Below are 20,704 nucleotides of genomic sequence, written 5' to 3' on the forward strand. Positions count from 1 at the left end.
AACGATTTGGGCGAACTTTTGAAGGTAGACAAAATGAAAACCGAATTTCAAACGGAAAAGGGCACGGTTACTTCAGTTGATGAAGTCAGTTTTGATTTGAATGAAGGTGAAACGATCTGCCTTGTTGGCGAATCGGGTTGCGGAAAGTCAGTCACGTCATTGTCCATCATGCATCTCCTTGATCGGAACGGCTCAATTAGTGAAGGATCGATTCTTTTTGAAGACAAAGATTTAGCCAATGCTTCCGAAGCTGCAATGCGGAAGATTCGAGGAAATGAAATTTCAATGATTTTCCAGGAACCAATGACTTCACTCAATCCAGTTCTGACGATCGGTGACCAGCTGACCGAGGGCATTCGGCTACACATGCATTATTCAAAGAAAAAGGCGAGAGCCTATTCGATTGATATGTTGAAAAAGGTCGGTATTCCTAGAGCGGAAAGTATCATCGATGAATATCCGCACAAGTTGTCTGGGGGAATGAGGCAACGGGTCATGATTGCTATGGCACTTAGTTGTAAACCGAAACTACTCATTGCCGATGAACCAACAACAGCACTCGATGTGACGATTCAGGCACAGATCTTGAAGTTAATGAAGAAATTACGCGAGGAATCGAACACGGCAATTATACTGATCACTCATGATCTTGGTGTTGTAGCGGAAATGGCTGATAAAGTTGCGGTGATGTATGCCGGCCAGGTTGTTGAAGAAACAGATGTTTTTACCTTATTTGATAATCCGAAGCACCCTTATACACTCGGTTTGATGAGGTCGATCCCACATATTACGAATCCCGATGATATGCGTCTAGAATCTATTCAGGGTTCGGTACCAAGTGTGCATAATATGCCGAAAGGCTGCCGCTTCTATGATCGTTGTCCTCATGCGATGCAGCGATGTTTGGAAGAAAAACCGCAATTAAAACCGATTGAGGACAAACAGTCCCACAGCATCAGATGTTTTTTATATGAGAAAGAAGAACAAGACTATGAAAATAAGAAGAAAGCAAAGGAAGTGAATTCTTGAACATGCCACCTCTCGAGCAAGAGACACCTTTACTTCAGGTCAAAAATTTGAAAAAGTATTATCCGATCAAAAAAGGCATTATCTCTAAGACTGTGGGGCATGTCAAAGCCGTGGATGATGTAAGCTTTGATATTTATCCCGGCGAAACGATGGGGCTAGTCGGTGAATCCGGCTGCGGAAAATCGACAACCGGACGCTCGCTCGTTCGTTTGGAGGACCCGACGGCAGGCCAAGTGATTTTCCAAGGAAAAGATCTGGCCAGTATTTCTCACAGAGAAATGAGAAAGCTCAGAACAGACTTACAGATCATTTTCCAGGATCCGTATTCTTCACTCAACCCAAGGAAACGAATTGGAGATTTGCTTGCAGAACCACTGATTGCTCATAAATTGGCGACACGGAGCGAAGCGGATCAGAAAGTGAACGAAATTCTGGAAATTGTTGGCCTTTCGAAACAGTATAAAAATCGATATCCCCATGAATTTTCAGGCGGTCAGCGTCAAAGAATCGGCATTGCACGTGCATTGATGCTTCATCCGAAGCTGATTATCTGTGATGAACCGGTTTCGGCACTTGATGTTTCTATTCAGGCACAGGTGCTGAACTTGCTCAAGGATCTTCAAAAGGAACTGCATCTTACCTACGTGTTTATCGCCCATGGACTGGGTGCGGTGAAATACATTAGTGATCGAATTACGGTAATGTATCTTGGCAAAGTGATGGAGCTTGCGACAACCAAAGAAATATTTGAACATCCAAAACATCCATATACGGAAATTTTACTCAATGCCTATCCGATCCCGAACCCGCATATGCGCGGGCGTGATCAGATTGTGGTCGATGGTGATGTGCCTAGCCCGGCAAACCCACCGAAAGGCTGCGTGTTTCATACACGCTGTCCGTTTGCTAAAGATATTTGCCGGGAAAAGATACCGGTGCTGTCTGGAAAAGATCATCTTGTCGCTTGCCACTTTCCACTTGAGTCAGTCAATGTCTGAAAGGAGGAGCTCACGTTGCTGCACTACATTATTCGCCGACTATTAATTGCGATTCCAGTTCTTTTCGGTGTTACTGTTCTGAACTTCTTCATTATTAATCTTGCGCCCGGAAACCCCGTGGATATGATGGTGAATCCATCTGCGACACCTGAGCAACTTGCAATGACCAAGCACGCTTTGGGACTGGATCAACCCGTATGGGTACAATATTTCAATTGGCTCGGACAACTTATCCATGGCAATCTCGGATTCTCGTATCAAACGCGTGAACCAGTGACACAAATTCTGATGTCACATATCGGACCAACCCTTTTACTCATGGGGGTATCGCTTGTTGTTGGTTATTTAATTGCCATACCGCTTGGTATTCTCTGTGCGAGAAAGCAAAATTCATGGATTGATTACCTAGTGACCGGTTTCTCATTCTTCGGAATTTCTGTGCCGCACTTTTTCTTAGGACTCGGTGTGATCTACGTATTTGCCAGCAAGCTCCTGATGTTCCCAACCGGAAGCATGAATACCTTGGGGGGAGACGGGGGGTTGATTGATACAGTTAATCACCTGGTTCTTCCAGTTCTTGTACTATCAACTGGGATTGCAGGCAATATGGTCCGGTATGTCCGTTCCAGCATGTTGGATGTGCTTGGTAAGGACTATCTAAGAACTGCAAAGGCGAAAGGACTCTCGCAATTTATTATTACGAATAAACACGCACTCAGAAATTCATTGATTCCAATCATTACGGTTATCGGTATTGACATTCCACTCCTTATTGGCGGTGCGATCGTGACGGAGCAGGTCTTCCAATGGCCGGGATTAGGTCTTTTGACCATTCAATCCATTACATCCAGGGATTATTCAACGCTGATGGCGATCAACCTGCTCGCAGCAGTAACGGTACTTTTTGCTAACCTGCTGACAGATATACTTTATGCCGTTGCCGACCCAAGAATCAGGTATGACTAAGGAGGAGCGGAAGACATGGCTATGAAACTGAACCCGAATAAGAATGTTCCTGAACTCGAAGGGGTTGGGACTTCAGAACAAATTATGGATCAGTTTGGAGAAGAAGAAAGCTATCTCCATATGATTGCAAGACGATTTTTCAAACATAAGCTCGCTTTTGCAGGACTCATTGTCTTCTCATTAATTGTACTCATTGCTGCTCTGGCCCCGATTATCACGCCTCACGATCCTAACAAGATCTTTAATGAATTTGAGGCAGCACCATCAGCAAATCATCTTTTAGGTACTGATCCGGTTGGACGAGATGTGATGAGTCGCTTGATCTATGGTGCACAGGTTTCCATTTCTGTAGGTGTCGGTGCGGTTGCCATTTATGTGGCCATTGGGATCGTTTTGGGGCTCATTGCTGGTTACTGTGGAAAATGGGTGGACATGGTTATCATGAGGCTCACCGATGTCTTTATGTCCTTCCCGTATTTCATGGTTATTCTGGTCTTGGTAAGCATTATCGGTCCAAGCCTATTTAATATCACTATCGTTATTGGTCTTCTCGGGTGGCCAGCCATTGCGCGCTTAGTCAGGGGCAGTGTGCTTTCAATAAAAGAAATGGACTACGTAAAGGCAGGTGTTGCGCTCGGCTACTCTACGCCGAAGATCCTTTTCCAGCATATTCTTCCGAATGCTTTGGCACCAATTCTTGTTAATGCCACGTTCGGTGTTGCTTCGGCCATTATCATGGAGGCTTCATTAAGCTTTCTAGGAATGGGCGTAAGACCGCCGGCAGCGAGCTGGGGCAATATGCTCACACAAGCAGAATCCATTACCGTGCTCTCCTCACAGCCATGGCTTTGGATTCCACCAGGTTTGATGATTTTACTCGCCGTTCTCTCCGTGAACTTTATTGGTGACGGCCTCCGTGATGCAATTGAGTCACAGAATGCAAAATAACAGAAAAAGGGGATGCAACAAAAACATGAACAAGCACAAATCCATGTCAAAACGTATTTTTAACTATGTGATTACATCCTTTATGGCACTCTCACTCGTCTTGCTGGCAGCTTGCGGCGGCGGATCTGGATCTTCAGGCGGTAGTAAAGGGAAAGATACCATTTATCTTGGAATGGTTAACCCTCCCGGTGGATTTAACCCAATTAATACCGGAGATATTGCCGGGCAATTCGCGATTCGTGTCATGTTTGACTCATTTCTCGATATGACGGCACCTTTGAAATTTCAGTCAAAACTTGCAACATCAATTGACACGACGGACAATCAAACGTACACGATTAAACTCAATCCGAAGGCAAAATGGACCGACGGCAAAGCGATTACAGCTGACGATGTGCTTTTCACATTTAACCTTATTGCCAACCCAAAAACTGAAACAGCTGTTGGGTCCAACCTGTCTACTCTTGAGGGATTGGATGACAACGGCAAGCTGACCGGCGGTGCCACAGCTATTCCTGATTTGAAGAAGATTGACGAACATACGGTTTCGTTCAAAACGAAGAAACCTGTTGATCCAAATTACATTAAAGAAATGATTGGTACCAAAATCATCACCATGCCTCAGCATGTGTTGAAAGACATTGCTCCAGCTGATTTTTCGAAGAGCAAATACGTTCAGGCACCAAATGTAACAAGCGGGCCTTATAAATTCGTTACCTACAACAAAAATACGTATATTCAATACAAAGCAAATAACGCTTACTATCTAGGAAAACCAAAGACGCCTAAATTCTTTATCAAGATTATGCAGGCACCTAACTTATTGAGTGAACTTCAATCGGGATCCATTCAAGCGAACGCATCCGGCGGTATCGGCAACATGCCATTCCAGGATGTTGATTCGGCAAAGAAATTGAAAAACGTGACAACAGAGATTCATCCGCAAATTGGATTCCAGACAATGCAATATAACACAAAAACATTGCCAAATCCGAAAATCCGTCTAGCCCTTGCCTATGCAATTGACCGCCCACAAATTGTAGATAAGCTGCTTAAAGGTAATGGTGAAATTATTGACGGGCCGTACACATCACAAAGCCCTTACCTCGATAAGAGCACAAACGTGATTAAATATGATCCTAAGAAAGCAAAACAAATGTTGAAGGATGCAGGTTGGGACTTTAACAAGACGCTCAACTTCGTTGTTCCAATTGGGAACAAAGTCCGTGAACAATCTGCCGACATTATTGTTCAGAACTTCAAGGCGATCGGTGTAAAAGTGAAAGAAACAACCTATGATTTCCCAACTATTATGCAAAAAGGAGCAGCGGGCGACTTCGATCTCTTGTTGATTGGGTTTACGTTCAACATTGATCCGGACGTTTCCGCGCTGTACGGACCAAACGGTGCCTACAACTTTATGAAATATAAGAACCCTGAAGCAATCAAATTGATTGACGAAGGAAAATCACAACCAGACAGTGCAAAGCGAAAAGTGATCTACAGCAAATTGCAAGCGATCTGGGAAAAGGATATGCCGGTACTCACACTCTACTCAGATAATGAAGTTGTTGTGAAGAGCAAAGACCTTGCTTATGGCGGTGCTTCCGCTTACTGGCCAGGTACAGTAGCAGACTTCCAGAAATGGGCGTATAAAAAATAAGCCAGTGAATTGATGCTGGTTATTCATCTCAGGATTACCAATTTAAACAGCTGCTCATTTGAGTCAGCTGTTTAAATTTTATAAGCGATCATCTTAATCTCTAAGTATTAAAGCATTTAACGAACATCTGAAAAAGGAAGCGATCTCTATGATTGAAAGTAATAGGCAGGAACTCAAAGAAAGTGTCATTAAGCAAGCCGATCAATCCGTTGATACACTCTATCACTATCTACGGTTAACTTCGGTGTCCGCACAACATCTCGCTATTCCAGAAACGGTAACTTTTATCGCCGATCTGCTCAAAAAATTTGGTGGAGAAGTTCAGGTGCTCGACGAATTAGGAGGAAATCCGGTCATTTACGGCCTATTTCCTGCTGGAGAACAGGGCAATTCGGAAAGAACGTTGCTTTTTTACAACCATTATGATGTTCAGCCTCCGGATCCGCTTGATGAATGGGAATCAGAGCCGTTTGAACCTTATCTAAAGGATGGGACCTTGTACGGACGTGGAACTGCCGATAATAAGGGCTCATTGATGCAGCGGTTGGCGGCAATTAAAGCGTTGGAAGAAACAGAAGGTCTGCCCTGCAATGTGAAATTTCTGATTGAAGGTGAGGAAGAAATCGGAAGCCCAGGGCTGCCTAGTTATCTGAAAAAGTATGCCGATCTTTTTCAGGCAGATGCATGCATTTGGGAATTCGGTAGTAAGGATGCAGAGGAACGCGTTGAACTATTTGCGGGTATCAAAGGATCGGCTTACTTTGAACTTTCAACAAAAAGCGCATCGATTGATCTGCACTCTTCACTTGCAGCGGTTGTTGATAATCCGGCTTGGCGTCTGGTTCAGGCGTTGGCGAGTATGAAAGATCAAAACAATAACATTTTGGTTGAAGGCTTTTTTGATGAAATTGAAGCAGCGGATGAGGAGCTGTTGCAGTTGGTTCGCAATGTCCCCTTTGATAAGGCAGCACTTAGCGAACCCTTTGGCCTTACGCGCCCGCTGATCACCGAAGCGCGCGGCGAAATTCCTCAGGATGCCTTAATGCTTTATCCGACGATGACCATTTGCGGTATGGTCAGTGGTTATATTGGAGAAGGCGCAAAGACGGTGCTCCCTAAAGAAGCCAAAGTGAAATTGGATTGCCGCATGGTGCCTGGCCAAACCGGCGAGCATTTGCTTGCCTGCTTTCAGCGCCATCTTTTGCGGCATGGTTTTTCAGATATTCACATTGAACTGATCGAATCGCAGCGCGCTTATCGCTCAAATATTCATGATCCTTTCTTAAATCTTGTAAAACAGACTGCAGAGGAAGCTTATCAGTCCGACGTTGTTTTATACCCAAACTCTCCTGGAACAGGTCCGATGTACGCGTTCAACGAATCGCTTCACCTGCCAATTGTCAGCACAGGAGTGGGCTGGGCGGAATCTAAGGCACACGCACCAAATGAATCAATCCGTATGAAAGATTATGTAGACGGTGCCTTGCACATGGCTTATTTACTTACTGACTTTGCTGCAAAATAAATCAATGAAAAGGAGCTCTAAAAGTGGGATTAGTTGATGAAATCAAAGCGATGATTGCAGATAAACGAGAGATCTACCAAACACTGAGTGAGCAAGTATGGTCTTTTGCTGAACTGCGTTTTGGAGAAGTGAAGTCGGCAGAAGTACTTAGTCGGGCACTGGAACAGGAAGGATTTACTGTTGAACGCGGAGTTGCTGGGTTAAAGACAGGGTTTATTGGCAGCTATGGTGAAGGCAAGCCGGTGATTGCTTTTCTTGGCGAATTTGATGCACTGGCCGGTCTGAGTCAAAAAAGCGATACAGCTGTTCATGATCCGATCGTACCGAATGGAAACGGTCATGGCTGCGGGCATAATTTACTCGGTGTTGGTTCTCTTGCCGCTGCTTTTGCTGCCAAATCGTATATGATTAAGCATCAGCTCAAAGGGACTGTACGCTATTATGGTTGTCCTGCTGAAGAAAGCGGGAATGGGAAAGCCTATATGGCAAGAGAGGGCTACTTTAACGATGTTGATGCTGCCTTTTCATGGCATCCGGAGTCGATTAATGCAGTGCAACATCTTTCATCCAACGCAGTGATTGAAGCACGATTTACTTTTACAGGGGTCAGTGCGCATGCAGCAGCATTGCCGGAACTTGGACGTAGCGCGTTAGATGCAGTTGAATTGATGAACGTTGGTGTGAACTATTTAAGAGAACATATGGCTGATCAAGCACGTGTGCATTATGCGGTTACCAATACCGGCGGGGTATCACCGAATGTTGTTCAGTCCTTTGCCGAAGAACGTTTTCTTGTACGTTCGCCGAAACCGAATGAAGTGAAAGAATTGTTCAAGCGCGTTGTCAATGTTGCGAAAGGTGCTGCTCTAATGACGGGCACAAGTATGAGCTATCAAATAGAGGGTGGCTGCTGCAATCTGATTCCAAATACGGCACTTCATCAAGTGATGGCTGAATATATGGAGGAGATTGGACTCCCTGAACCAAGCGAACAGGATCTCGCTTTTATTAAATCGATTTATGCCTCGCTTGGTGACCAAGAGAAGTACTTTGCGATGAAGCACTTAACGGCAGAACAGAAAGAAAAGATAAATGAAAAGCCGATTTCAGATTGGATGATCCCATGTCCTGATCAGGAAACCTTCATGGAAGGATCAACTGACGTTTCAGATGTCAGTTGGAATGTGCCGACAGCGCAATGTTTCACGGCAACATGGGCTTATGCTACTGTTCCCCATACCTGGCAAGTGGTTGCACAGGGGACACAGGATTATGCATTGAATGCGGCATTGTTTGCCGGGGCGGCCATGGCCTGTACCGCGCTTAAAGCTGTTGAGGAACCGGAATTATTGGCCGAAGCAACGCGTGAATTCAAGAAACGGCTTGAAGGTGAGACTTATGAATGCCTCATTCCTAAGGAAATAACGCCGCCTGTTTATTAAGTCGATTCCAGTAACTAAGATATCCTTGGAACTTTTCTTCATGAAATTGGGAAAAGTTCTTTTTTTATTGCATGAAAATGGCCAAAGCCGAGCAATTTAATGGAAGAGATGTGGACGGTGGATTGTAAGAAGTCCCACACATACTGAGAAAATAGTGAACCTTCTTCGGGTGTGCGGGTGCCTGCCCTCCGGGACATTGCGTCTGAAACGGAAGGGAGAATGAATGTATCTATGCGTGATCAGGAACAGCCAAGTTATATAATAATCAAAATCATGATCGTACTTTTGTTTCTCGGGTGTGTCATCTCAGGCATTCTGAGTCTTTTTCCAACGAAACAAACGGGATTGAATGCCCAAGTGGCGAGTGCTGAACGCCACATCCATCAACGTCAGTTTCAGCGTGTATTCTTCAGAAAGCCTGAATTCATTCATGAGGATCATCAGGAGCCAAAGGTTTCCCATAAACTTTTTAAAGGGATTCATTCTATTGATTTCACGTTTGCTGTACTTCCCGATACCCAATATTATAGTCGCTCGCATCCTGATATTTTCAAGCGTATGAATCGCTGGTTCGTCGACAATCGGGATGCGCTTCAATTACGCTATATCTTTCATTTGGGTGATATCGTGAATAATCACGATCAACCCTATCAATGGAAAGCGGCAGATAAGGCGATGCGGATTTTAGATGATGCAATGCTACCCTATGGCATTATTACCGGTAATCATGATGTCGGCTTTCAGAAAAATTATAGGCCGTTCTACCATTATTTTGGCGAAGAGCGCTACCTGTGGAATCCATGGTACGGCGGAGACTATGAAAATAATAAAGGACATTTTGACTTAATTAATTCAGATGGGCAAAAATATATCATGCTCGGTATGGGCTGGGGCATTGGCGGTCAAGAAATTGCATGGATGAATCATGTCCTTCATGACTATAGAAAACGGATTGCGATTCTCTTTGTTCATGATTATCTAGGAAGTTACGGGAAACGAACAGTGCAAGGCCAGATGCTGTTTGAAAAAATTGTAAAACCGAATCGCAATGTGCGACTGGTGATGAATGGACATAGCTACGGTGCAGCGAGACGTGTGGATAAGATTGATGACAACCTTGATGGCAAGCCTGATCGTCAAGTCACGCAGATCCTATCTGATTATCAGTCCGTCAAAGGAGGGCAGGGCTACATCCGGGTCATGGGCTTCGACCTCAGCCACGATAAAGTCTATGTTCGAACCTTTTCGCCACAGGTGAATCGTACCCACGCATTCAAAAAGAACAAAGACAACTTCACCTTCAGCCTTGACCTTGATCAAGAACCGAAGAAGAAAGCAGGACAGAATAGAACAAAAGATCAAGATGAACCTAAGAGGATAAAAACCGAACCTAAGCATGAGAAAACGGGACCTAGTAAAACGGAAGTTGAACCCAAGAAATCAAAGTGAACTTAAGCGGGAAAAAACCGAACCTAAGCCAGAGAAAATCGAACCTAATAAAACGGAAACCGAACCCAAGAAATTAAATTGAACTTAAGGAGGAAAAAACCGAACCCAAGCATGAGAAAACCGAACCTAATAAAACGAAAACCGAACTTAAGCTTAGATAAGTCGTAACAAATTAAGGAAAAATTGTAACCAAGCCTAATAAATTAGTAACGAAAAAATGTAATGGTAACGAAATAGTGAAAAGTCGTAACGAACCAGGAAAAAATCGTAACCAATCTCAAAAAAGTAGTAACGAATCCAAGAAAAATCGTAACGAAGCCTAAAAAATAAGTAACGAAAAAATATAATGGTAACGAAACACCGAAACACCGAAACACCGAAACACCGAAACACCGAAACATGAAAAAAGACCGGCTGTTTGCGTAAATCGATAAGGCAGATAACACGCAGTTTGCTCGGTCTTTCTAAATTTATAAAGGCTTTTTCGATTAGTTCTTTAGTGAATAGGTGTAACACACTACGGATTCCACTTGTTTAAACCCTTCGTGTGTGTATAAGGTTTTCGCACGTTCATTTTCACCATTCACGCATAAGACAGCGCTTGAATAGTTATTTGCATGAGCAAAATTAAGCGATGATCGGAGCATTGCCCGACCCAAGCCTTGACCTTGATAGGATGGGATAATCGCCAGAGGGCCAATATTCATGATCGGTGCGCCTTCATATTCATCATCTGCGCCGCGTACAATACCAATCGGCTGATTGCCATGATACAGAATCAGCATACCATCCTCTAAATAATCGCTTTCTGAGACCATTTTTTTCACCATATTTGCGGTAATTGGTGTTTCACTTCCAAGCAGTTTCGCAAAACCTGAGTTCCGTACTTCTGCCCATAAGTCTTCATCTTTACCTGGTTGAAAGGGACGGATGACAAACCCTTCAGGCAAAGCAACAGGAAGCGGGGTTAAATTTTCCTTTACCAATAAAAATGAATAGCGCCATTTTGTGAATTGCAATTTTTCTACATTTGCCATCATCTCTGCATTTGTCGTTTGAATGAATAGCGACAGCTCAGTTAATGCTTGCGTGTGTTGCTTTATTGCGTTTAACAGCATTTGATACTGATCATAGGCATTGCTTTCACAGTGAAAAATACGAAAACGACCGCGTCCGCTTTTTTGGTAATATTCATCCATGAGCAGTGATGCTGCGCCAACAATCATATCGTTTTCATCGGTCAGGATGTAGGTCGGGTTCTCTTCATCCGGTTCGAAATGCTCCAAATCCTCATCGTAGAGATAGGAATCATCAACGTCCATGCGGTGTTTTTTGCAATAAGCAACAAAATCATGAATGCGTTCGTTACTCAAATAGTCAATAGTCACCATGGTCACCAACTTTTCATTAATAAAATTAGTATAAAATGTGAAACCTTTCCGTTATCGATCAACTGATTCCATGATAATAAAACCCGACATGACTCAAATTTTAGTTTTCGATCATACCGGTTAAATTTCTATTTACTCAACAACCTTGATCCCGAAAGATGAGATCAACCCGGCAGCCTGAAACTGATTGATTTTCAATCCTGTTGCCAAGTTGACATCAATCCGAATCGATGAAAATTCACAGCTTGAGAAATTGAGATCCTTGAGTGCTGTCTCACTGAAATCAGCGCCGTCTATGAGCGCATGATTAAAGTTCACTTTCTTCATTTGTACGTGTTGGAAGGAGGTCTCGTTGAGTTTATCCGAGTCAAAGGTTATATTGGTCAGTTTGGAATCCGAGAAATTTGCATAGGTCATGAGACAGTCTGTGAATGTTGTATCTTTAAAACCGGCCTGAATAAAATTGGTGCCGAGTAACTTACAAGCGGTAAAAGTATTACGATATATAATTGCTTTCTCAAAATCAAAGTTGGAGAACTCACAATGTGTGAAGGAACAATCTAGGATCTCCGTCTTCGAAAAATCATCAAATAAAAAAATACAGTTGTTAAATTGTACCTCACTCAGCATTTTTCGTTCTTGGGCACTCTGGATCTCACAGTTTTTTAGTACAGTGCCTGCTTCAATGTGTTCAAGAGAAACAGTTTGATTCTCAATTGGGGTTGATTGCTTCATGTCCGTACCACCATTCTTTTCATCGTTGATCAATTAGGAGAGCAAAAGTTGGTAGGCCCAGCGTTTATCATGGGATCGCTCAAGATAAATCACGCCTCTATAGTCGAATCCGGATTTTTGAATGACCCGTTGCATCGCATTGTTTTCAGGATGGGTATCAATTCGGAGGTCCGTACTGCCCGCTAATCTTGCGGCGGTGATTAAGTGGTTCATGAGTGTTGCAGACAAGTGCTGACCTCGAAAATCCGGAGATAGGGCCACTCTGTGAATGGAACGATAAGTTGACTGGTCGGAATCCAACCAGCTACCTTGTACGATTTTCTCATAACCAGGATCCTTATCTTGAAGAATCACACCGACACCGGCAATTTGTTGATCGACAATGAGGACATAACAGACTTGTTGCTCAATATCGTGATGCAACGTTTCTAAGTCGGGATAACCATCCTGCCATTGGTTAATTTCATTTGCTTTTAAAAGTAATTTTGCACTATCAATGATTTTATTGATTTCAAGCAAATCATCATCGGTTGCCTTGCGTAAATAGGTGGTCAAGTAGCATTGCTCCTATCTTTTAGAGAATATCTTCTGGCCTCATTGACTCATGAGATGAAAAAAGAATGAATCCCTGATATGATTAATTTGTTTCCACCACATACATGCTGATCTCTTATAGGATTAGAATAGAGGAAAATATATGTATGTTCAATCAGAAAGATTAGAGAAAACGCTCACAGACAGAATCATGTCTGAGTGCAAAAAGATGAAGAACGTTTGGGGATTAAATAATAATGATCAAGAACAAGATTCCAAATCACTACATTTTGCTTTTCGCTTGGATTGTCGCCATTGTTGCAACAGCAGGTAGTCTCTTTTTTAGTGAAATCATGCATTTTGTTCCTTGCAAGCTTTGCTGGTATCAACGCATTCTGATGTATCCGCTCGTCATCAGTCTCGGCATCGCTTATTTATTGAATGACTCATCGATAAGAAAATACATACTGCCGGTGTCTTGCCTTGGATTCATCCTCGCGACTTATCACTATACCATTCAGATGTTGCCTCAAGTTAATAAGGTGGCTTTTTGTTCACCAAACAATCCATGCACAGTGAAAGATTTCTCGATCCTTGGCTTTATCACGATTCCATTTATGTCGGGAATCGCATTTCTATTGATTACATTAGTGATGCTCATGATTCGCTCACCGGAAGAAGAATAAATCCTTGCAACATCAAAAAACTCTCCGCAGTTTCTTCAGCAGAGAGTTTTTTGTATGGTGGTGCTCTTAATTAACCTTGTGGGCTGAACGATCCAGTGATGTTCTGCGTTGCTTTTCCCATTTGGTCCATCGGTTGTTTCGCCCATTTAGGCATATTTTTCTGATTGCCTCTTAGCCAAAAAAAAGCTGCTGTTGCACCGCATCCTGCAACAAAAGACCAAAAAGTATTCCCGTTACCCATTTCATCTTCATCTCCTCAAATTGTGGTGCATTACTATTTTGGATTGCTTTTCGAAAATGATGTAATGAAAAAACAGGAAGTTGCACATCGTAAAGGTATAAGGCTGAAAGCAAAACATGCCATGTAGACTTTATTCAAAAAGACAAACGCATTCAAACAAAAGGCGATGCACTTATTCGAATAGTGAACGCGTCATTTGAATAGACATTCATTTTTTTTCCATTACAGCAAGGTAATTTTCTTCGTTGTCTGCAAAATTGAATACCCTACCTGAAGGCATAGTCACAATTTTTCCTACGGTAACATTTTTGTCCAACAAGTTACTATATAATTTGTCGAGTTCATTTGTGAAGAACATTAAAGAAGGTGTTCCAAGGTTTAATTCGGGCTGCATTTTAGCAATTAGTTCCTTATTATGGAGAATGATGCTGGTTTCAGCTTCTTTAGTTGGAGCGATTTCAATCCATCTCATGCCCTGACCGTTATCATTTTCTGAAAGGACCGTAAACCCTACTTTTTCTGTCCAAAACTTGCTTGCTTCCTCTTGGTTATTCACGTACAACATGATTTGACCAACTTGGCTAATCATCGATTCATTCACTCCCTTATTCAATAATGATGAAAGCATCTCTTGCATAAATCCGGACTGAATGTACTTAAATAAAATGCTGAGCATGGATAATAAGAGGGTTTATTGACTCTTTCTCAGTGAAATCAATCTGTTTCCCGTAGGTTTCCAAAAATAGCGATGTTTCAGGCGATGCATTTTTTGATTTTTTTATTTTGCTTTTTAAAGCAAACATCATTATTCGGTGAATGATATTTAACTTTTTATAGTCAATTGCACCACGAAAATGGAAAAAGGAAATTGCTTGTTGAAGTTGGTCGTTAAAATTTTTGTTAATGATTTCTTGATAATCAGTTGTTTTTGGATTTGATAAGCCTACTGTAAAAACGATTAAATTTTTATCGTGTACGCCAGAGAAATAGTTTGAAATCTTCTTTGACCCCATAATTCCACTCGCGTAAAGAGCACCACCATAGATTATTGTTGTGTATTTTTCCAAGATATTAGCATGAACATCTGACAAATGATAAAGATCGGAATGAAGTGCTTCAGAGATCCATTTTGCATATTTTAGTGTTGCTCCATGTCTTGTCTGATATACAACAACAACGTTGCTCATGACGGTACCTTCTTTCATTGTTTTAAAAAATAGGGATTACTCCCGACAATTCGATAGGCTAATTTTACCATGCAATTGTGATATTCAGTAAGTGCTGTGTGATGTGAACCTCGAAAAAATCCATGAGCTATTTAATAGTAATCAAGCTTTCACGATCGATTGTGAAAACGTTTCAAAAACATTTGGTAACCCATTTGCCACATAAAGAAAACAGCAAGGATCGGATCATACCGAAATCCTTGCTGTTCTCATGTTTTCTATGATGGAGCATAGGGGGCTCGAACCCCTGACCTTTGCGCTGCCAGCGCAACGCTCTCCCAGCTGAGCTAATGCCCCGTGTGGTAAACCGTGACCTTATGCTATTTATAAGCATTTTTAAATAAATGAGTCGATTACTTAATCATGTTACAATATCGACTGCGCGAAGGTCAATTAAATTGATAAAGAGCTCTAATAACAAGCGCTTTAATTTTTTCTATAGGATCTTATCTATTTCTATGATTTGTGTTCTTTTTCTGTTTTGTTAATCGGTTGACTTGGTCGGATAAATGATCAACTTTCTTGGAGAGTTGATCAATGCTGGACATGAGTTCTTTGAGCTCATTTTGATTCACTGTGTTTTCTTTTGCTTCCTTATTAAATGTGAAGAAATCGGTAATAGTACTTGTGAGCAAACCGATAAAACCAATACCGCCAATCATTAGTATTGATGCGATAATTTTACCAATAAAAGTGTGAGGATAAATGTCACCATAACCCACTGTTGTAGCGGTTGTAATCGCCCACCACAGCGCATTAGACAACGATATTTTTTCAACAACAGAATACAGTAGAGCGCTCAATATGAGAATCGCAACACTAATTGAAAAGAGATAAATAAATCCGGTGGAGTAGATGAATTTATGAATGCTGCCGGTGAATGCTCCATCAATGCCAAGCACGACAAAGATACGATGAGCGCGAAGGATGCGCACAACTCTGCCTAACCGAAAAAATACAAACAGCGGATGCATGGGAATAATGCCTAGAAGATCAAATGAGTTCTCGATCAAAAAATGCTTTTTATCATGGGCATAAATGAATCGAATCACATAATCAATGGCAAAGATGATTAACCCACCGTTATGAATGTAATTATAAGGATAGGTAACAATGCTCAGCCAATGAAATAAAGAACACAACACAAGAAGAACAGAGAACAGCGCTAGAAAAATTATGGTTATATGATATATAAGTGTTATTTTTTTTAATTTCTTATCCATCATTAAATAGCCTCTTATTTCCCACTCTTTTTTCTCTGTTTCACTTTCAGACGATCAAAACTAAAATAGTGTTCGTTCATTGACCTTTCTGAATGGGGAGAGGGGAGTGGCTCGCTGAGTCCAATTATTTAAAAGGCTTTGTGTGATTCCTGTCTTGATCATCAAAATTAAAATGAGTAGGCCATGAATGCCGCCTGTCAGTGTATTAACCTCTTCTTAGTTCAGAATTCAACTGACTTGTTCTTCTTTGACCGGTTTGGTTTTTATATGATGCTTCTGACCACCAAATTTGAAGAATAGAGCGCCGAGGATAATGATCAACACACCGAGCAATTTATCAAAGGATAATGGTATGTGTTTGAGTCCGAGAATTCCTAATGAGTCAGCGAGTAAAGCAAAGATCAGTTGTGAGGTCAATACAATAGACATCGCTAATGTTGGACCAAGCAAACGTGTACTGTTCATGAGGCAGACAACAACACCAATGCCGATTAGTCCGCAAATCCAGTACCACGGCTTTGCGTATTGAATGGTCAGCATGTTTTTGCCCTCGAACACGAGACCAAGAATTAATGATGCAGCAAACCCCGTACCCAGCACGAGAGAAGTAGCCGCCCAGGTCCCGGTTTGTTCATTTGTTCTGCTATTGAAAACATTCTGTAGGCTTACAAGCCCGCCGGCGATAAATGCCAGCATCATTCCAATTACCATCTCTAATTTGTCATCCTTTCATGATGCCACAATCGTTAATCGAATGCCTATGATTCATAAATATTGCCACCTGCTATTTTTGATAGACCGTCTTTATTTATTGCCTTTAGGTAACCTTTGTTCCGCTCAACGAGTCCGTCCGCGCAGAATCGGACAATGACTCGGTTCAGATGACGGTAGCTTGTGCCGATCAGATTAGCGATATCGGTAATCATCAATTCATGATTACTTTCAGTTTGTTGCTGCCCTGTCTCATCAAAGCCAACCGATAAGAGGTAGCTCGCAAGACGTACCTCCACTGAATGCATCAAATTAAAACTCATAAAATTGGATTTTATATAAAATTTATTCGTGATGATTTTGAGTAAAAAGCGCTGCAAGTCAGGATCATTCCATCCATATTGTTTCAGAGAATCATAGGAGACACGAATCATGGTTACCGGTGAAATCGCCTGGACTGTATTCAAATAGGGTTTCTCCATCACATATTCAATATCACCGATCATTTCGAGCGGTGTCATAAAGGAAAGAATTAATGTTTTTCCTTCCCTTGAATTCGTGAAGATCTTAATTTTACCAGTGACCAAAACGCTTAGGTAATGAGCATGTGTACCTTGAGAACATATAACTTGGCCTTCCTTGAAGGTACAAATGGATAGAAAATCTCTTAGCGGCTCCTTAAATACTGATTCCAGATGGAACTTCTCTAAATAATTGATGATTTGGTTGTCTTTACTTTCTTCGATCATTTTTGTCACCTCGAGCTGATCAGACATAAACCAATAAGAAACAGATGTAAAAATGGGGTGAATGTGCGAGCTAAATTACATTTTTAAAATAATGACGCCGAGAATCATGAGGCCGATACCCAAAAATTGAGGGACATGCATTGGTTTTCTTTCGATTCCGAACCATCCGAACAGGTCAACAAGAAAGGTGAGAAGAAGTTGGGCAATGAGCAAGATCGCGACCGAGAGTGTGACACCGATGTGGTGAATCGCAGTGACTTCTCCGGAAATAATTAATGCAGCAAAGGCACCACTGACCAGATACAATGGTTTGACGTTCTTAAAATCACTGATCTTTCCATCACGGACCACCATGAAGATGAGGAGTGCGACAATGAAACCTGTAAACTGAGTGATTGTCGGTGCTTGCCACGTTCCGATGTCACGGCTAATTGTTGAATTGGCTACGCTTTGAAATGTAATACAAGCACCGCCAATAAATGCATAGAAAAACCCTTTCATATTGTTACACATTCCTTCCGTTTAAATCTCCTTTTACTATTTAAACTGAGATCAAGGAGTATGTGAAGGACATGTGTCCTAAAAATTAAAAAATGGGTTCGTACATAACTCAATCCAACTAAAAAGAATGGGCCAAACATGCCCATTCTGTAAAAAAATTAATCCAGTAGTGAAGTTCCATAGGAGTTATCAATACTGCAAAGCCACTGATTGTCGACTTTTTCAAAAACATAGGTTGCTCGTCGATCCAAAGAAAATTCGTTGGTTTCTTTGGCGGTATCATTGGTTTCGATTAAGGTTTGTGCAAGGACAAGGGCTGAAGAACCACTATTAAGAATAGTCATCTTCCCTTCCTTTGGAACAATACTGTTATCAAAGTATTTAGCGATCTTTATAAAAGCTGCCTTTATTTCCTCCCGGCCATGAGCGACCATTCCTGGTTTAACAACTAAGATCGCATTTTCCGAATAATGCTGAATTAATTGATCAAAGGCTTCATGTTTGATCAGATGATCACATTCATCAATCACGCGTTTGATTTCCTTATTTTCTTCATCAATAGTCATCACTGGGTCACTCCCTCAACTTCAATTGAACTAATCATAACCGAAGTGATGTATTGATGCCTCATTTTTTTATTTTACATAGCCAATAACAGTAAGTTGGGACAGCACAGACGTCCCATGAGGTGCATGCTCAATCGCTGTTGTTAAGTCTTGTCCGGCTTGAACGCCGTGGTGCCAACCGTTGTGCCAGCCCGGTGCATGAGTGACATCATATACTTTTCCATGAACAGCTACATATGCAGGGCCACCGTTTTGCCCATTATATTTTTTCAATTCAGCTAACGTGAACGTTCTCTTTGTTTTGCTTTTTGCCGTTTGATGTCCTTTGTTATTCGCCTTGGAATTGGTGCTCTTTGCTTCAGAACTTTTCGTTCCCTTGACCAGATTGCCGACAATTGGGACAGCGGATAACACTGCCGTTCCATGAGGTGCATGCTCAATCGCTGATGTTAGGTCTTGACCGGCTTGGACGCCGTGATGGCTGCCATTGTGCCAATCCGGTGCATGAGTGACATCGTATACTTTTCCTTTCACTGCAATATAGGCCGGGTGCCCGTTTCTTCCATCAAATTTACTTAATTCATTGAGTGTGAACTGTTTATTTGCTGCAACACGACTGGTATTTGTTTTGGAGTGAACGGAAGTGGTGTGTTCGCTTGGTGCTGCATGTGCACATCCTGTCATGAATAGAAGTGTAAGGATTAAAGGATAGAATAACCATTTTTTCGTGGACATGTTTTTCAGCTCCCTCATAATGAGAAGTCTTCTAGATGAATGTTCTTCTTGTGTACATGAAAACAGTGCAAAATGTGAGTGACCGATTCCATCATTTTTGATGGGCCACAAATGATATAATCGGTACGCTTTGGATGATAGTGGTACGTGGCCAACAAGCGTTGCATTTTCTCTTGATTCAAATGCCCACTTTCTCCGAGTTCATCTATTTCTCTTGAAAGAATGGGCACAAAACTGAAGTGTGGCATTTGCGCTGAAAGATCATTGATTAGATCGTGAAACATCAGCTCTTTTCTTGTTGGTACACACCAAATTAACAATACGCGCCTATCTACATAGGTTTGCTTTATGTCTTTTAAAATGCTGATCATTGGTGTAATCCCGATACCGCCTGCAACGAGAGCGATGTCTGTTTTATGTCGGCGTACGCTATTTCCAAGAATTCCAAACGGTCCCTCGATCATTACTTGAGTATTTAAAGGTATTCTCGATATGGCTCTTGTGAAATCACCAACGGATTTAATGGTGACAGAAAGATGGTAACGATCACGAGGATTGGACGTTATTGAAAAAGGGTGTTCCTCGCCGTTTAATTCCTTAGTTAAGAAGCGAAGAAAAATGAATTGTCCAGCCTTATAGCGCGGAATTTTTCCTTTGATCCGTGTGAAAACAAAGGTGTGCACATTCGGCGATTCATTAATGATTGCGGTCACTCGATAGTGTTTGCGCATTGCATATCTTTGTTTTATGAATTTATGGTTGACATAGTAGCCGAACGCAATTGCAAAATAGAGTGTGTAAATACTACAGATCCAAATGTTCCGTTGATAAAAGGCACTAAGCATAAAAACATGTGCAAAAACCAATACAATTGCAATAACATTTGCGTTATGAATCCAAACACTATATTTGAAGTCAACGTGTAGTTTCTGCTCGAGAAAGGATCGAAGTGTCTCTAAAAAGGGAATCCGTCGAATAATTGTGCGGGTCATAAAAAACAGAGACAGTGAGGCTAATACAATAAAAAGGATAAGCGCAAGATCTCCAATTTGCCGAACCGTATGAAGAAAATGGCCCCAAATGGCGTCTTCGAGCTGCTTATGAAGCAAGGAAAGCATGATGGACATAATCGCGGCTGCCCCATGAAATTGATAAAAATGATTCAAGCCAAAAAACCGTTCGATAAATTTAGGACGGGCACTAATGACTAGTTCAGCCATGAGCCAGGTATACGCAATTGTGCCAAGTATCATCGGGAGTAACCCTCTCATCGTTTGATACGCGGTTGGGTCCGATGAATAGACTACATAAATAGCTGGAAGAGGACTGAACAAATAGATAAGTATAAACAGCGATCTCATGATCTTAATCAACGTTTTCGACCTC

22 protein-coding genes and 1 tRNA gene are annotated in these 20,704 nt (G+C 41.8%); 9 read left to right on the forward strand and 14 right to left on the reverse strand.

Translation table 11 applies throughout. The features are described from left to right. Positions 1–6: 6 nt before the first annotated feature. The 8 genes from NIE32_RS02370 (at position 7) to NIE32_RS02405 (ending at position 10,020) form a co-directional block, all read left to right on the forward strand. Positions 7–1,029: an ABC transporter ATP-binding protein gene (locus tag NIE32_RS02370; protein WP_253052625.1), complete on the forward strand. Its 1,023-nt coding sequence runs from the start codon at positions 7–9 to the stop codon at positions 1,027–1,029. Between the two features lie 2 nt (positions 1,030–1,031). Next, positions 1,032–2,027 (forward strand): ABC transporter ATP-binding protein, encoded by a 996-nt coding sequence (locus NIE32_RS02375; protein ID WP_253052832.1) that lies wholly within the window; start codon positions 1,032–1,034, stop codon positions 2,025–2,027. Between the two features lie 15 nt (positions 2,028–2,042). After that, complete coding sequence (locus tag NIE32_RS02380) at positions 2,043–2,993, forward strand: ABC transporter permease (protein ID WP_253052627.1); 951 nt, start codon at positions 2,043–2,045, stop codon at positions 2,991–2,993. Between the two features lie 15 nt (positions 2,994–3,008). Beyond that, entirely contained in the window at positions 3,009–3,941 is a 933-nt protein-coding gene (gene opp4C / locus NIE32_RS02385) for an oligopeptide ABC transporter permease (RefSeq protein WP_253052629.1), read from the forward strand. 25 nt (positions 3,942–3,966) lie between these two features. Next, positions 3,967–5,604 carry an ABC transporter substrate-binding protein gene (locus tag NIE32_RS02390; protein ID WP_253052631.1) on the forward strand — a complete coding sequence of 546 codons (1,638 nt, stop codon included), beginning with the start codon at positions 3,967–3,969 and terminating at the stop codon, positions 5,602–5,604. 148 nt (positions 5,605–5,752) lie between these two features. Further along, on the forward strand, positions 5,753–7,129 hold the full coding sequence (locus tag NIE32_RS02395; RefSeq protein WP_253052633.1) for a M20/M25/M40 family metallo-hydrolase: 1,377 nt from the start codon (positions 5,753–5,755) through the stop codon (positions 7,127–7,129). Positions 7,130–7,152: 23 nt separating this feature from the next. Continuing rightward, a complete protein-coding gene (locus NIE32_RS02400) occupies positions 7,153–8,571 on the forward strand; it encodes a M20 family metallopeptidase (protein ID WP_253052635.1) in 1,419 nt (472 codons plus the stop codon). A 219-nt stretch (positions 8,572–8,790) separates the two neighbouring features. Then, positions 8,791–10,020, forward strand: coding sequence for a metallophosphoesterase (locus NIE32_RS02405; protein WP_253052637.1), 1,230 nt, complete (start codon positions 8,791–8,793; stop codon positions 10,018–10,020). Between the two features lie 488 nt (positions 10,021–10,508). Here NIE32_RS02405 and NIE32_RS02410 read toward each other — a convergent pair whose 3' ends face one another. From NIE32_RS02410 to NIE32_RS02420, 3 genes are all read right to left on the reverse strand, one after another. Next, on the reverse strand, positions 10,509–11,411 hold the full coding sequence (locus NIE32_RS02410) for a GNAT family N-acetyltransferase (RefSeq protein WP_253052639.1): 903 nt from the start codon (positions 11,409–11,411) through the stop codon (positions 10,509–10,511). Positions 11,412–11,543: 132 nt separating this feature from the next. Further along, the gene (locus tag NIE32_RS02415; RefSeq protein ID WP_253052641.1) at positions 11,544–12,146 is read right to left on the reverse strand and encodes a pentapeptide repeat-containing protein; all 603 of its coding nucleotides are present in this window, start codon (positions 12,144–12,146) and stop codon (positions 11,544–11,546) included. 33 nt (positions 12,147–12,179) lie between these two features. Next, positions 12,180–12,701, reverse strand: a complete 522-nt coding sequence (locus NIE32_RS02420; RefSeq protein WP_253052643.1) for a GNAT family N-acetyltransferase — start codon at positions 12,699–12,701, stop codon at positions 12,180–12,182. Between the two features lie 236 nt (positions 12,702–12,937). On the opposite strand from NIE32_RS02420, the gene NIE32_RS02425 reads away from it, so the two are divergent. Continuing rightward, complete coding sequence (locus tag NIE32_RS02425) at positions 12,938–13,366, forward strand: disulfide oxidoreductase (protein ID WP_253052645.1); 429 nt, start codon at positions 12,938–12,940, stop codon at positions 13,364–13,366. A 70-nt stretch (positions 13,367–13,436) separates the two neighbouring features. Here the strand turns inward: NIE32_RS02425 and NIE32_RS02430 are convergent, their stop codons facing one another. The 11 genes from NIE32_RS02430 to NIE32_RS02480 form a co-directional block, all read right to left on the reverse strand. Next, on the reverse strand, positions 13,437–13,607 hold the full coding sequence (locus NIE32_RS02430) for a hypothetical protein (RefSeq protein ID WP_253052647.1): 171 nt from the start codon (positions 13,605–13,607) through the stop codon (positions 13,437–13,439). Positions 13,608–13,815: 208 nt separating this feature from the next. Continuing rightward, on the reverse strand, positions 13,816–14,196 hold the full coding sequence (locus NIE32_RS02435) for a VOC family protein (RefSeq protein ID WP_253052649.1): 381 nt from the start codon (positions 14,194–14,196) through the stop codon (positions 13,816–13,818). Positions 14,197–14,263: 67 nt separating this feature from the next. Beyond that, positions 14,264–14,794: a flavodoxin domain-containing protein gene (locus tag NIE32_RS02440; protein ID WP_253052651.1), complete on the reverse strand. Its 531-nt coding sequence runs from the start codon at positions 14,792–14,794 to the stop codon at positions 14,264–14,266. A gap of 263 nt (positions 14,795–15,057) precedes the next feature. Beyond that, positions 15,058–15,130, reverse strand: a tRNA-Ala gene (locus tag NIE32_RS02445). Positions 15,131–15,279: 149 nt separating this feature from the next. Continuing rightward, on the reverse strand, positions 15,280–16,056 hold the full coding sequence (locus tag NIE32_RS02450; protein WP_435594232.1) for a potassium channel family protein: 777 nt from the start codon (positions 16,054–16,056) through the stop codon (positions 15,280–15,282). 228 nt (positions 16,057–16,284) lie between these two features. Further along, complete coding sequence (locus NIE32_RS02455; RefSeq protein ID WP_253052655.1) at positions 16,285–16,767, reverse strand: DMT family transporter; 483 nt, start codon at positions 16,765–16,767, stop codon at positions 16,285–16,287. Between the two features lie 47 nt (positions 16,768–16,814). Then, the gene (locus tag NIE32_RS02460) at positions 16,815–17,516 is read right to left on the reverse strand and encodes a Crp/Fnr family transcriptional regulator (RefSeq protein ID WP_253052657.1); all 702 of its coding nucleotides are present in this window, start codon (positions 17,514–17,516) and stop codon (positions 16,815–16,817) included. A 75-nt stretch (positions 17,517–17,591) separates the two neighbouring features. After that, complete coding sequence (locus NIE32_RS02465; RefSeq protein WP_253052834.1) at positions 17,592–18,017, reverse strand: DMT family transporter; 426 nt, start codon at positions 18,015–18,017, stop codon at positions 17,592–17,594. 158 nt (positions 18,018–18,175) lie between these two features. After that, positions 18,176–18,583: a YybH family protein gene (locus tag NIE32_RS02470; RefSeq protein ID WP_253052659.1), complete on the reverse strand. Its 408-nt coding sequence runs from the start codon at positions 18,581–18,583 to the stop codon at positions 18,176–18,178. Between the two features lie 69 nt (positions 18,584–18,652). Then, positions 18,653–19,318 carry a cytochrome b5 domain-containing protein gene (locus tag NIE32_RS02475; protein ID WP_253052661.1) on the reverse strand — a complete coding sequence of 222 codons (666 nt, stop codon included), beginning with the start codon at positions 19,316–19,318 and terminating at the stop codon, positions 18,653–18,655. A 14-nt stretch (positions 19,319–19,332) separates the two neighbouring features. Next, complete coding sequence (locus NIE32_RS02480; protein WP_253052663.1) at positions 19,333–20,691, reverse strand: ferredoxin reductase family protein; 1,359 nt, start codon at positions 20,689–20,691, stop codon at positions 19,333–19,335. Positions 20,692–20,704: the final 13 nt, after the last annotated feature.

The organism is Sporolactobacillus kofuensis, from assembly GCF_024125425.1.
Classification (GTDB): domain Bacteria; phylum Bacillota; class Bacilli; order Bacillales; family Sporolactobacillaceae; genus Sporolactobacillus; species Sporolactobacillus kofuensis.

Coding starts and splice junctions, on each gene's coding strand:
- opp4C (WP_253052629.1), top strand. CDS start 3,009: ATGGCTATGAAACTGAACCCGAATAAGAATGTTCCTGAACTCGAAGGG.
- NIE32_RS02450 (WP_435594232.1), bottom strand. CDS start 16,056: ATGGATAAGAAATTAAAAAAAATAACACTTATATATCATATAACCATA.
- NIE32_RS02470 (WP_253052659.1), bottom strand. CDS start 18,583: ATGACTATTGATGAAGAAAATAAGGAAATCAAACGCGTGATTGATGAA.
- NIE32_RS02405 (WP_253052637.1), top strand. CDS start 8,791: ATGAATGTATCTATGCGTGATCAGGAACAGCCAAGTTATATAATAATC.
- NIE32_RS02455 (WP_253052655.1), bottom strand. CDS start 16,767: ATGGTAATTGGAATGATGCTGGCATTTATCGCCGGCGGGCTTGTAAGC.
- NIE32_RS02410 (WP_253052639.1), bottom strand. CDS start 11,411: ATGGTGACTATTGACTATTTGAGTAACGAACGCATTCATGATTTTGTT.
- NIE32_RS02430 (WP_253052647.1), bottom strand. CDS start 13,607: ATGGGTAACGGGAATACTTTTTGGTCTTTTGTTGCAGGATGCGGTGCA.
- NIE32_RS02460 (WP_253052657.1), bottom strand. CDS start 17,516: ATGATCGAAGAAAGTAAAGACAACCAAATCATCAATTATTTAGAGAAG.
- NIE32_RS02390 (WP_253052631.1), top strand. CDS start 3,967: ATGAACAAGCACAAATCCATGTCAAAACGTATTTTTAACTATGTGATT.
- NIE32_RS02435 (WP_253052649.1), bottom strand. CDS start 14,196: ATGATTAGCCAAGTTGGTCAAATCATGTTGTACGTGAATAACCAAGAG.
- NIE32_RS02475 (WP_253052661.1), bottom strand. CDS start 19,318: ATGTCCACGAAAAAATGGTTATTCTATCCTTTAATCCTTACACTTCTA.
- NIE32_RS02375 (WP_253052832.1), top strand. CDS start 1,032: ATGCCACCTCTCGAGCAAGAGACACCTTTACTTCAGGTCAAAAATTTG.
- NIE32_RS02425 (WP_253052645.1), top strand. CDS start 12,938: ATGATCAAGAACAAGATTCCAAATCACTACATTTTGCTTTTCGCTTGG.
- NIE32_RS02440 (WP_253052651.1), bottom strand. CDS start 14,794: ATGAGCAACGTTGTTGTTGTATATCAGACAAGACATGGAGCAACACTA.
- NIE32_RS02465 (WP_253052834.1), bottom strand. CDS start 18,017: ATGAAAGGGTTTTTCTATGCATTTATTGGCGGTGCTTGTATTACATTT.
- NIE32_RS02415 (WP_253052641.1), bottom strand. CDS start 12,146: ATGAAGCAATCAACCCCAATTGAGAATCAAACTGTTTCTCTTGAACAC.
- NIE32_RS02395 (WP_253052633.1), top strand. CDS start 5,753: ATGATTGAAAGTAATAGGCAGGAACTCAAAGAAAGTGTCATTAAGCAA.